The sequence below is a fragment of the Pirellulales bacterium genome, assembly GCA_035939775.1.
GTDB lineage: Bacteria > Planctomycetota > Planctomycetia > Pirellulales > DATAWG01 > DASZFO01.
The window spans coordinates 24135-37491 of the sequence record DASZFO010000245.1; the positions used below are offsets into that span (position 1 = coordinate 24135).

Here is a 13357-nt window from a genome sequence, read left to right on the forward strand (position 1 = left end):
AAAAAGGCGAGAATCACGTGGCCCCGATTCAGTTGTGCCAGTGTCGGCCGATCGCGTCGAGCAGATCGTCGGACAATAGCGAGAAATCGGCGTCGGCCGCCGGAGGCCGAGGGTCCAGGGCAAAAGCCGCCCACTCCAAAACGTCGGCATCGGCGAACGCCGCCCCGACGGCGTCGCAATGAAGTAACTCACTATTCCCGTTTTTGGTGATGGCAGTTTGCCGTTCGAGAAATGTCGCTGCGTCGGAAGTCGAAGCGACGCCAGTGGCCGTAAGCGATGATAGTCGTTCGCCCTCATTGCTTGCGGAATAGGCGAGGCCTAATGCGCCGAAAGTCTCCCTCGACGACTGCAAAGCAATCAGACCCGCCGAATCCGAGGAATTCGAGTTGACCGCCAATGTTGATCCAAATGAATCACGAGAGTTCGCCGCGACGGCAACAGAAATCGGCGGCTCCGACGAAGCGGTGGTCGCGGTCAACGGAGAGGCAGTTGCGACCGCCGACGCGCTACCCGCGGTCGGCGGGGCGGGCTGCGGCGAATTGGCCATTGCGTCGACCGTCATGCGGGTGTCGCTAGCCCCCACGGAGTTCAGCGGATTCCCGTTGGCATCGCTTGCGGCGATCGTAACCGTCGCCGGGCTGCCCGCCGTGCCACCGATCACTAAGGCACTCTGAATGATGTGGCCGGCCGTCAAGCTGTTGCCGGCGTTGACCGTCAAATTGCCCGTGCCCTCGATGCCGCCGCTGATCGTGAGTGTGCCGGCGCCGGTCAGAGTCAGCGAGCTGTTGTCATTCCAAGCCGTGGCCGACGAAGGGTCGATCGTGACGTTCTGCGTGGCATCGACCAAGGCGATCAAGGGATCGGTTACATCCGGCAACGAAGAGAGCAGACTGATCGTCTGCGATCCGGCGGGCAATGCAAACTGAATCGTGTGCGTCTGGCCGGGAGCGCCGGCGGCGTCTAGCAATGCCTGCCGGAGCGAGCCAGGGCCGCTGTCCGAAGTGCTTGTTACAGGGATGGGCGCATTGACGTACGTGGTCGCCTGCGGCGCAGTGGGGACGCTTTGCTGATTGCCCACATTGTCGGTCGCCACGCAATAAAACGCATAGGTATGAAAGTCTTGGCCCGTGAACGCGGCCGAGGTCGCCGTAGTGTTTGATTGGAACAACATATACGCGCCGCCACTGTCGGACACATAGACGTTATACGAGCCGATGCCGGAGCCCCCAGCGTCGTCCTGCCCGCTCCAGTTCACTGTGAACGTAGTCGATGCTTCGGTCGGCGGGAGCGCGGCGACGCTGCTCGTCGGCGGGCCGGCGTCGATCGTGACGAGCGCCTCTTTGGCCGGATCGGTTCCCTGCGTGGGATCGGTCTCGCTGACCTGATCGGTGGCGATGATCGGCTGCTCGTCGAAGCTGACATCGGCGACGTTGCGAATCTGCGTGCCGGTCGGCAAGCCGGCGATGGGCGAGATGGTGTAGCTGATGTGCCCCATCCCGCGCCCCGTGCCATCTTCCGGCGGGAGGAAACCAGTGAGCACGTCCGGGGGCAGGCTGGTCACTGGATCGATGCTGAAAAACTGGGCGGTGATGAGACCCGTGGCGAGGTCGATGCCGATCTGCACTTCGACGTTGAACGATTCGCCGTTGAACGTCATCGGCACGGTCGTCTGAAAGTGCTGCGAGTTGGCCGGGACCGTGATCTCAGTATCGCCCCAGCCAACCTCATTCAACCGGAAGCTGCTCCAATCGAGGTTGGAACTCAGTTGATCGGTGATCACGACCTGCTGCGCCGGCGCCGTGGCCGAAGGATCGTTCTCGAAATCGACGCGATACGGAAGCGCCGTGCCCGCGGCGACAAAGCCGCTCGGGCCGAAGCCGGGGCCGATCTTGTCGTTCGGATCGACTGCAGAGGCGATCCGCGAGAGGCCGAATATCGTGCCCTCGAGGTTCAAGCCATTCAACGCAAGGAATTTCAGTTCGAGTATTCGCTGCTCCGCCTTAAGGCGGCGCAAATCCTCCGCAAGTTGATCGTGAAGGTCATGGGGTCCCGGAAGCGCCCAGTCGATCACTTTCATTACCGCGAAGTTGGCAGGTAGTCCAAAGAGCACCCGCGAGATGTCAAAGGGAAGAAAATCTACACTCTTTGGGTGCTCCATGTCGTCCAGTTCTGCGGTGTCATGGGTGATAGATTTGTCAAAGGCATCGATCTGAGCTTTCAATGCAACTTGCTCATTTTCGTCTGCGGATAGCGTTGGGTCGTATCCATAGGAATAAACCGGAGGCCAGTTGTAGTTATAGACTGTAGAATGGTAATAGGTATCGGCATCGCCAAGTTCAAGGTCATTGTTAGTGAACCAGATTATCTGACCCGATGGATCGACGAATTGCACGGGCTGGTTGGCAGCATAACGGTAGAAGTTCGTATCGCCACCTCCTAATTGAAGCGGATCGCTGCTTGTGAATCGACCGACCGCGGTGCTGTAGAACCGAGCCCTCATGAAGCTCAATCCGCCCCCCTCGGCTTGCACGCCGAATGCGCCGACGAACTGGAATGAATTAGCGGTGGCGGCGGTGACGCTTTGACTTTCGCCGAACGGCAAGTACCGATAACGGTTCACGTAGCTCCCTGTGGCGTCGGTCAAGCCCGCCGTCGAGCCGGTCGCGTCGAAATCGTAGAAGTACCTAGCGCCGGCAGCGGTGAGCTGACTGACCAAAGTTAAACCGTGATCAAAATGCGCGACGAGGCTTCCCGCGCCATCATACGTGCCGACGACATTGCCCAAGCCAAGCGGATCGTTCACGAATTGGGTCGTTTGCCCACCGGCGATCGTCGAGACGCGCTGCCCCAGAGCGTTGTAGACATATTGCGTGGCGCCTTGGGCATTGCTGACGCCGGTCAGCTCGTCGAGCTGGTCGTAGGTGTACGTGTTCGTTCCGTCGAAAATGAGATTCCCGTCGGCGTCGTACTGCTGCGTCGTGCCGCCGATGCTCGTGTATTGATTGAGGGCATTCGTTACGTAAGCGGTTGTGACGCCGTTGATAACCGTGCTGGTGCGATTACCGTTCGGGTCGTAGTTATAGGCGAGGTCCTGGTTCGGCAGGCTTGGATTGGTCGACGTGAACACCGCGCGGACGAGTTGGCCGTCGGCGTCATAGCTATAGGTCCATGAGCCGTCGAGAGTGGCCATGCTCGTCTCTTGCCCTCGCAAGTCGTAGGTGTAGTCGAATCGGCTGTTGGCCGCGCCGCCGGGGGCATGGTTCACAAGGTGCATGAGATTGCCGGCCGCGTCGTACTCGTAAGTCGTAAATGTGCCGTTGGCGTTGTCCTGCTCTTGAAGTCGCCGGGCGGCGTCGTAGTGATATGTGACGACCGGTTGATTACTGCCATCAGTGAGCTGCGACAAATCGCCGGCGGGAGTGTAGGCGTAGTTGACCGTGTATCCGCTCTGATCGACCATGCTCGTCCGCCGCCCGCCCGCGTCGTAGGTGAACGTCAACGACTTGCCGCCGGGATAGCTGACGCTCGTCATCCGGTCGGCTGAATCGTAAGTGAAAGTCGTTATTCCCGTTGCGTCACTGGCGGTCAGCAAATTATTGCGGGCATCGTATGTGTAGTCGTAATGGCTGCCGTCGGCGAACGTCTCGTGGGCGGTTTGGCCCGAGGCGTTGTAGGTCATCGTGGCCGGCTGCCCATTGCGATTGACGTACGAAATCGGATCGCCCAGCGGATCGTAGGTGTAGGCCGCTCCGCTGCCGTCGGCGTAGGTAGCGGTTGTGAGATTGCCGTTGGCGTCGTATGCGTAATGAGTCACGTTGCCGTTTGGATCGGTGAACGAAGCCAGCCGGCTCATCGCCCCGTAAGTGAATTGCGTGACTGCGTGGAGCGGATCGGTGGCGGTGAGAAGATTGCCGGCCGCGTCGTAGGTGTAGGTGCTCGTATCGCCGGCGGCGTCGGTCAGCGAAAGCAAGTTCCCTTGCGAGTCGAAGGTGCTGTAGACAGGATTTCCGAGCCCATCAACGCCTTTCACGGGAAAGCCGGCCGCATCGTAGAACGATTGCGTGGCGTCGCCGAGGGCGTTGGTGGCGGTGACTTCGCCGAGACCGTTGTAGGTAAAGGCGATGGCCCCCGCGCCGCCGTCGGCGGAAGTGCCGGCGACGCGGCCCTGCGCATCGTAGGAGTAAAACGTATGCGTGCCATCAGGATGTGTGATCGACGTCAGCGCGTTAGTCGTCGCGTCGTAAGCGTATGAGATCGTTCCATCCGAACCAGTGACGCTCAACAGGAATTGATTCGATGGATCGTACGAGTAGGTCGTCACGCGGCCGGCCGAGTCGGTCAAGCTCGCCAGTCGACCGGCGGCGTTATAGGCCAGCGTCAGCGATTGCCCGGACGACGCCGTAATCGCCGTGAGCTGGTTCGTGCCGTTGTAAGTGAGTGTCAGCCGATTGCCATTCGTGTCTTGCTCGTAGGCCAGCAAGCCGGAAGCGCCGAACACCGCGAATGTGCCGTCCCTTTGCGTCAGCGTATAGGTTCCGCCGCCCGTGGCGGTGAGCGTTTCGCCTTGGAGAGGCGAGACGAATCCACCGTACTTGGAGGAGTCTGGCTGAAACGTCGCCGTGAGTTGGCCGCCGAACCCGACGCCGATCGACCCATCGCTATTCTTTGACAGTGCGAGTTGCCAGGACGTCTGCCAACCTAATCCGAGTATGCCGGCGGTGTATCGGCTGCCGATCGCCTGCTGGTAATCGCGTTCGAAGCCGAGCGACGCCGCGTTTGGCAACGGCAGGATGGCGTCGCTCGCACTCGCCAGCGTTTGGGCGGGACCAAGTTCCGCATCGGCTTGAGCGATCATAAAGCCGAAAAGCTTGTCAACGTCGTTGACGTTTTGTCCCAAGCCGCCCAAATAGGCGGCGCTCGTGTCAAGTGCGCCGACAAACTGGCCGGACGTGCTACCCAACTGAGCCACGAGCGTGCTGAACACGGAATTCCAGGCGCCGTTCGGGATGTCGGGGGGCTGCAGGCTGGATTTGAGGCTATTCCAGTCGATCGTGTCTGTGCCGGACGTGTCAACGGCGCCCAGACTCATCGGAATCGTCGTGTGCGTCAAATCCCAGGGCTGCTCGAGGCCGCCCCAATAAACTGGCACGGTGAACGACTCGCCCGGCTCGAGAATGCCGGGCACCGCGCCGTTGGCGAGCATCATGAGCGAGGTGCTGTAGCCGTCGGGCACCCTCGTCGTCACGAGTCCCGGTGAGATTCTTGAGGGGTCGAGCGTCATGAGCGGCACCTGCACCGGATCGGTCGATTGCAGCACGAGCAGCGGAGCGGGCATGGCGACCGTGCCGTCGTTGGCGTAGGTGACGTAGAGCGTGGAAGCGATATGTCGTCCCAAGGCGGCCGGCACTTGAAGGCCGGTCTGAAGGTGCGCCGCCCCGCCCGCGCTGATCGTCAGGGCGCCTGGCAGAGTGCTGCTGCTCGCGCCTTGATTGACGACAACCGAATAGACACCGGCCGGCAAGCCCTGCGGGAACGTTGCCACGAGCTGCGTGAAGGAGACATCGTTGACGCTGGTCGCGGGGATTTGTGTGTTGCCCGGTCCCACGAGCGACACCGTCGTGCCGGGCTCAAAACCGTCGCCGGTCAGTCGCAGCGTCATCGGGGCCGCATTCCCGATCGCCTTGGGCAGCACGTCGTTCAATTGCAACTGCACGCCGCCGGCCGACAGGCTGAAGGTCGAGGCGACCGGGACATAGTTCCCGTAGACGAGCACGTACCACGTGCCGATCGCCGCATTGGGGATCGTGATGGTTTGGTTGGCGGAGTTAGCCGTCGTGTAGCGGTAATCGAACGTCTCGCGCGTCGGCGGGGAACCGAACCGCAGATAAAGTTCATTCGAGTCGTTGCTCGCCGGGTCGGTGAGGCTGGTGATCAGCGTTTGCACCGCCGGCACGGCAATCGTGAACAACTCCGCCTGGCCGGAGCCGGCCAGCGTGCCGTTGACCAAGCCGCCAAGCGGCAGGTCGGTCTGCGTCGTCGGGTTGACCGCAAACGCGTAGTGCCCGGTCGCGCCGTTCACGCCGGACGCCGAGAGGGTATACGTTCCCGAAGAAGGTAGGTTAATTAGCGGTGAGTCGCCCGAGGCGTTGCTGAAGGCCGCGAAATTGTTCGGTCCGGTCAGCGAATAGACGATTCCGGTTGATGTGCTATTGATGAGGTGGAATTGCACCTGCTCGCCGGCCAGGGCCGAGAACGTCCATTGCTGAATGTCAAACGGCGTGCGGATGCTGCCGTTGGTGGGTTGCCCCAACAACAGCGGCTGAATCTGGGGAGTCACGTCCCACACGGCTACTGCGTAGTTGCCTGTGGCGGTGTTGGTGTGCCCCGTGGCGGCACTGATCTTGATGGAGTAGACGCCATCGGTTGGCAGGGTAATGTTCGGCAGCGAGACCGCGGCGCCGAATGCGGCGCTATTTCCGCTGGCCAGGACCGAGTTATTCGGCGCAATGAGCTGGATGCCGGCAAAAATAAGATTGGGCGTGATCGGCGCCGGCACGGTGCCCGTCCCTGGATTGACGTAGGCAGTAACCGCCTCGCCAGAGCGGCCGAAGAACGTCCAGATGTCCTGGTCGCCCGCCGGGCTGATCGTACCGGGCACCGCCGAATTGATATCGATCTGGCCGCCATCGGGGAATTGCGTGATGGTTCCATTGACGACGCTGGCTCCGTTATTGATCTGCACCGCGCGGGCGTAGACGTGAAGCCCGTTGAGGTCGAGCGTGCCAGCACTCACGAGCAGCGAGTTCGCATAGAGGGCGTTGGGGCCTCCCGGGGCATTGGCGAATTGATCGACCAGCCTTACATCGCCCGCAACGTTGATGGTTCCGTAGACAAAGTTGTTCTTGAAGCCGGCCGCGGTGTTGCCCAGGTCCTGGCTCATGACCTCGAGCAATAGTGGATTCCCCGGTGAGAACCCACCATTCAGCGTGGTGACGCCTTGGGGGTTCGAGGAAGCGAATGCGGTGCTGTTGCCCAAGATGCTCCCACCCACCGAGAATGAGCCGGAAAGGTCCGTCGAAAGTGTGCCGGCGCCGTCGATGCCAATCGTGCCAAGCGTACTGAACGTCCCGCCGTTCGCCTGCATCGTTCCCTGGTTGCTGAACGTCCCACCGCCGGTGCTGATCGAAATCGTGCCGGCGGGGTCCGCGGCGACGATCCGGCCCTCGTTGATGATAGCGCCGCTGGCAAAGCTGTTGCGGAACCCACCGGTCTTGCCCTCAATCGTGATGTGGGGGCCGATAGTGAGGGTGCCGCTGGCGCCCGAGAGGTTCGAATTGTTGTCGATCACATTTCCGCCGCCTTGGTTGAACCCGAATACGATTGTCCCGTTTCCGATCAGACTTCCGGCGGCGACGTTGAATCCTCCGAAGTACAGAGTGGCGGAGTTATTGGTTCCCGAGCCCATTGTGATCGTGCCGTTGAGAACCAGGCCGCCCGTAAAAGTGGCCTGCGCGGACTGCTGGGTGGCATCGACATTCCCGTTGACGGTGACGCCGGCAAGCGTTCCGCCGAAGTTGCTCAGGATGAGCTGCGATCCGCCGCTGGTGTTGACCGCGCCGCCGTTGATCGTTCCGCCCACCAGCGTCCACGATCCATTGGCCGCGTCAAGATTCAAACCGCCGTAGAGCGTCCCCGTGAGGTTCACGGTGCCGCCGGTGCGGACGAAATTGCCCAACGTGGCGCGGGTAAAACTGCCGGCCAGATTGAGCGTGGAATTGGTGGCGACGATCGTACCGTTGTTGCTCCAATTCGAGCTGAGCGACAACGTCGAGTTCGTGACCGTGATCGTCTTGCCGGCGCTGTTGATCAGGCCGACGCCACTGATTGTCCCGCCGTTGATCACTTGGATCGAGCCTTGGTTAACCACCGGCCCAAAGGTCCCCAATTGAATCGTTCCGCCGGCGACATCGGCGCTGATCGTCCCTTGCACGACGATGGTGTTGCCCGTCGTGCCGGCTTGCTGCTGGAGCGAGCCGGACTGTCCGCGAATCGTGATATTCGGCCCGATGGTCAATGTCTGAGACCCCGTGCCGACCCAACCGTTGAAGAGAGAATTGCCGAACACTCTCGTTCCCCCGAAAACCACGGTTCCCGTTCCGACCAGGCTGCCCGGCGCGTTGAGATTGTCGCCAAAAATGACGGTGCCAAACGCGGAACTGGCCGTGTTGCCGAGGTACATCGTGCCGTTGAGCGTCAGTCCGCCGTCCACATTGACGATCGGGGAGGCTTGGAGCGAGGCATTCAATCCGGCGTCGAGATCCATGTCGCCGTTGAAGGTGACGCCGTTCTTTAAGATTCCGCCAAATTGCGTAAACGCCAGCTCCGCCCCCCCGCTCTCGCTGACGGCGCCGCCCAAGACAGTCCCCGCGTGCAAAAACCAAGAACCGGTGCTGGCATCCAATGTCAAGCCGCCGCTGAGCGTTCCGGAAAGGTCCACGATCGATCCGGAACTGTTGAAGGTTCCGAGGCCGGCTTGCGTGAATGTGCCGTGGAGGTCCACCGTCGAGTTCGTCGCGGTGATCGTGCTGTTGTTCGCCAGGGAATCGAACAACTGCAGCGCCGCGCCGTTGACCGAGACCGTGCCCGTCGATTGCGTCAGGTCGCCCAGCGCGAGAGTTGCGCCGTTGATGGCCTGAAGGGTCCCTTTATTGATCAGCGAATTCTGTGTAACGCCGAGGCTTCCCGACCCGCCGACGCTGATGGAGCTGTTCGCCCCGCTGGCGATTACCGACGTATCAACTTGAATGGTGCTTCGCGAATAGAAGTTGGCGATTGAGCCAACGCCCCCTTGGATTGCTCCCGAGATTTCGATCTTGCTGCCGCCCAAATAGGTTGTGGCGCCCATGTCACTGTATGAAAGCACTGCGGGGGGATCATTCGGGCCAGGCTTTGGGATGAAGTTCAAATTGTTATTGATGATTCCGTTGCCCGTCGAGGAGCCAAAGATGATTTGACCCCCTACGGTCAGTACGGTGTCGCTGCTGATGTGGTAACCGCCCACGCCCGTATTGTCATAGGGCGACTTGCTTCCAAAATCCTCCGCACCCGTGCCGAGAATGACGACCGCGCTCGTCGTGCCGGTGGCGTTGCCCAGCCGCAGATTGCCGGTGACCGTCAGGCTGTCTATAACGGTGATCGAGCCGTTTTGGGCCAGCGTGAGGTTGAAATCGCCGCCGATCGTTTCGCGGGCGAGGAGCCCGCCCGTCGGCGCGAATCCCGCCGTCGCGCCGCCGCTTTGAGTCAGCGTTCCATCACTGAGCGAGCTGCCGGCGAGGAAATTCCACGACCCGGTGCCAGCGTCGAGCGTGAGGTTGCCATTGACGTTGCCGGTGACGTTGACCGTGCCCCCACTGCGGTTGAATGTGCCCAAGTTCGCCTGCGAGAGACTCCCCGTCAGGTTCACGGTCGAATTGGTGACGGTGATCGTTCCCAAGTTGCTCAAGCTGCCGCCGAGCGTCAGCGTCGATCCGGTGGCGGTTACCGTTGCCCCCGACTGATTCACGAGATCGGCGATCGTGAGACTGGCGCCGTTGACCACTTCGATCGATCCCTGATTCGTCACATTTCCGTTGGTGCTGCCGAGCAAAATCGTGCCGGCGGACGCGCCGGCGTCGATCGCGCCCTGGTTGACGATGCTGCCGGTCGTAAAGTCGTTGATCATCGATCCGCTCCCGCCTTGGATCGTGATATTCGGGCCGAAGGTCAGCGTGCCGGAGGCGCCGCCGAGATTCGAATTGTTGTTGATCGAGTCGCTGGAGGATGCGCCGAACACCACAGTGCCGGTTCCCGTGAGTCCGCCGGCGGCATGAGTGCTGTCGCCAAACAGAATCTGCCCGGACGTGCTGCCGCCGGCATTGCCCAGCGATAGCGTGCCGTTGAGAGTAAGCCCGTCGTACACCGTCGCATTTCCCGATTGCGTGGCGGCGTCGATGACTCCGTTCACTGTGACGCCATCGAGCGTGCCGCCGGAAGTGGAGAGCGAGATGACGGCGCCCCCTGTCTCGCTGAATGTCCCGCCCAGGATCGTTCCGCCGGCCAGAGTCAGGTTCGCCCCGATTTGGGCGGTGGTTCCAACTTGCAAAGTTCCGCCGGTGAGCTTCACCAGATCGCTGGTGACGAGGCGATTGATGGATTGAATTCCCGACGAAATCTGAATCGTCGGGTTGCCCGAGATGCTGATGGTGACGTCGTCCGCGGGACCGGGCAGTGCGTTGGTCGACCAGTTCGCGGGGTTCGTCCAGCTTGTGCCGTCACCGGCGCCTGTCCAACTGACGGCCGTAAGAAGACAACGACCCTCGAGCCGTTCAAGTCCGAGGTGGACGAAATTCGGGCCTCGGCGTCCGCGGCTCCGTGCTTGCCTTCGGGGCATTGCATCGCGACGGCGATTCGGAGAACGATGTTTTCCCATTTGAACCTCGCACGTTTGTCATCCAATCAGCCCATCGCGGACAAGAACGCCCTTGGAAGTTTGAATCCAGGCGCCTCGACGTTCCATCAGCGACGGTAAACCCGGAACGTGCCCCGCTCACTTTCTCTCAGCGCCGGGACTTGTGTCGGAGCGAGGCTTGTCGGGCTTGAATCGTTCCAGTGCCGCCTTCCGAGCTTCCAGTTCTTTCCGCCACTTCGCGGCGTCGTCCGGCTTGCCTGTGACCTCATAGAACAGCACTATCCGTTCTATGGCCTCGGCCAAGTGAGGCTTGCCGCTGGCGGGCATCGTGGCTTCACATTCTTTCATTTCGTCGAGAGCTTGGATGAGCAGAGGCCCTGCCTTGTCCAACTTTTGTTGGCCCAGCAGGGCGCTGCCCAGTAGTGACTTCGCGTCGAATGTCGTCCACGCGTCGGGCATCTTCTGTTTTCGAACGGCCAGGCATTCACGCAGAATGGACTCGGCCAGGGTGTACCTCTTTTGCAACAGGTACCTTCGGCCCAACTCAGCGAGCGCCCCGGCCGGTTCCAAGGTGTCCGGTCCGTACTGATCGGGCATCGACGTCGCTGACTCGAGTAAGAGCTGCCTGGCCTTGGCTGGTTGGTCGGTCGCCTCATAAGCCGCTGCGAGTTCATACGTGCCTGTGACCGTCAAAGGGTGATCCGGACCGCATCTGGCCTTGCAGGCCGGCAGGGATTCCTCCAGAATCGCCATTACCTGCCCTGGCTGCCCGACGGCCAAGTAAATCTCGGCGAGGTTGTTCGTCGTGTTGAGAGTCTGAGGATGATCGCGCCCAAGCGTGTCCTTCATCAGTGCGAGAGACTGCTTGAACAGCTCCATGGCTTCCGGAAGCCGCCCGGCAACTTGATATGCCAGTGCGAGGTTGTTCATGGTCTGGAACGTGACGTCATCGCTCTTTCCGAGTTTGGTTTTGCAGAGTTCCAGCGATGGTTCGAGGAGGCGTATCGCTTCGTCCGGGCGTGCGGCCATCCGATAGGCGTCACCGAGGATCGAGGCTGTCAGCAGTGTGTCGCGGTGGCTGGCGCCAAGCTTGGCCCTCTGCCGCCTCAGCGCTTCCTCGGCTAATGCGATCGCCTCGTCCAGCCTTCCAGTGCCCCGGAGTGCCCAGGCGAGTTCCCTCATCGCCATCAGTGTCTTTGGGTGGTCCGGGCCGAGCGTTGCCTGCCGCAACGCTCGCGCCTTCTCGAACATCTCCCCCGCTCGTGCATATAGCCGCAAGCCCTGGTACGTGAAGCCCAGCGTGGCCAGGAGGTCCGCCTTGAGGTTGGAAGAGTCCGTGAAGTTCGCATCCAACTCGACTGCGGCATGGTCCAAAAGATCGGCCAATCGGATAACCCGACCATCTTCACGCGGATCTGCTGACCGAAAAAGCTTCACGAGAGAATTGGTCACCGCTTCCGCCTGCCGCCGCGCCTCCTCTGACTCCTTAAGGGCATCTTCCATGAGGGCCTTTGCTTGTTTGGCCTCGGACAGCGCGCTACCCATTTTTTCCTCCGCCCAAGTCGCCCGCACCGCCTGCCAAGTGCTGACGGCCGCACCCACCATGAGCAGCAAGCCGGTCACCGCGGCAGTCGCCAAGGCCGCGCGATGCTTGTGAGCAAACTTTCGCAGCCGATAACGGGCGCTGGGCGGCGCTGCCTGCACCGGCTCATCGCTCAGGTAGCGCTCCACGTCGGCGCCCAGGGCGCTGGCTGTTTCGTAGCGGCGGGCGCGGTCTTTTTCCAGGCACTTCATCACAATCCAATCCAGTTCGCCGCGGAATAGCCGGCTCAATTGGCGCGGGTCGCTTTTGCGCTGCGTGCCGACAGTGCTGGCCGCTTCGAGGGCCAGAGTCGTCAGCCGCGTGCTGGGCCGTGACGGTTCCTCCTCGCGGATGATCCGCCGCAGCTCGTCGAACGAGGCGCTCTTCAGCCGCTGGCTGTCGAACGGCGTCGTTCCCGTGAGTAGTTCGTAGAGCAGCACGCCCGCCGAGAATATGTCGCTGCGGGTATCGACGTCCAACCCACTCATCTCCGCCTGCTCGGGGCTCATGTAGAGCGGGGTGCCGATCATTTGAGTGAAACCGGTGAATAGAGTTTTGTCGGTCAGCTCTTGCCCGGTGGCCTTGGCCACGCCAAAGTCGATGACCTTGATTACGGGGCGTCCATCGTGCAGCGTGACAAGTACGTTCGTCGGCTTGATATCGCGGTGGATGATGCCCTTCTGATGGGCGTGCTGCACGGCCTGGCAGACCGCTACGAACAGCTCCAGCCGGTCGCGAGTTGCGAGCTTTTTCTCGTCGCAGTACTCGGTCACCGGTACTCCGCGGACCAGTTCCATCACGAAGTAGGGCTGGCCGCTCGCGGTGGTTCCCGCGTCCAACACTTTGGCAATATTCGGATGATCCATCAGGGCCAGGGCCTGCCGCTCGGCCTCGAAACGGGCGATGACCTGCCTGGTATCCATGCCCGGCTTGATAATCTTCAGGGCCACCTTGCGCTGAATCGGCTTGGACTGCTCGGCCGTGAAAACGACGCCGAAGCCCCCTTCGCCGATTTGCTCTAGTAGCTTGTAGGGGCCGATGACGGTGCCCGGCATCTCAGCGAGAGGCTCGTCCGGGGTGGGATCGCTCGTCGCCGAGCCCCCGAGAAACTTGCCGGCGTATTGGTGGGCCCGCAATAGCCGCTCGATACGGCCGCGCAATGCAGCGTCGTTCTGGCACACCACGTCAAGGTAGCGCGCAACTTCTTCGGGCGACTCTTTCTCAATCGCCTCCAGGAAGATCAGTTTTGCATCGGGTACTACGTGGCTCATGACGGACCCCGAGTAAATCGGCTCCACTTACCAATGCCCCGTTTGGGGTGAAAGTGC

2 protein-coding genes are annotated in these 13357 nt (G+C 61.3%); both read right to left on the reverse strand.

The window, feature by feature from the left end:
* Positions 1 to 28 precede the first annotated feature (28 nt).
* Complete coding sequence (locus VGY55_15335) at positions 29 to 10468, reverse strand: RHS repeat-associated core domain-containing protein (GenBank protein ID HEV2971347.1); 10440 nt, start codon at positions 10466 to 10468, stop codon at positions 29 to 31.
* Between the two features lie 117 nt (positions 10469 to 10585).
* Entirely contained in the window at positions 10586 to 13300 is a 2715-nt protein-coding gene (locus tag VGY55_15340; protein HEV2971348.1) for a serine/threonine-protein kinase, read from the reverse strand.
* Between the last annotated feature and the right edge of the window lie 57 nt (positions 13301 to 13357).

Coding starts and splice junctions, on each gene's coding strand:
- VGY55_15335 (HEV2971347.1), bottom strand. CDS start 10,468: ATGGGAAAACATCGTTCTCCGAATCGCCGTCGCGATGCAATGCCCCGA.
- VGY55_15340 (HEV2971348.1), bottom strand. CDS start 13,300: ATGAGCCACGTAGTACCCGATGCAAAACTGATCTTCCTGGAGGCGATT.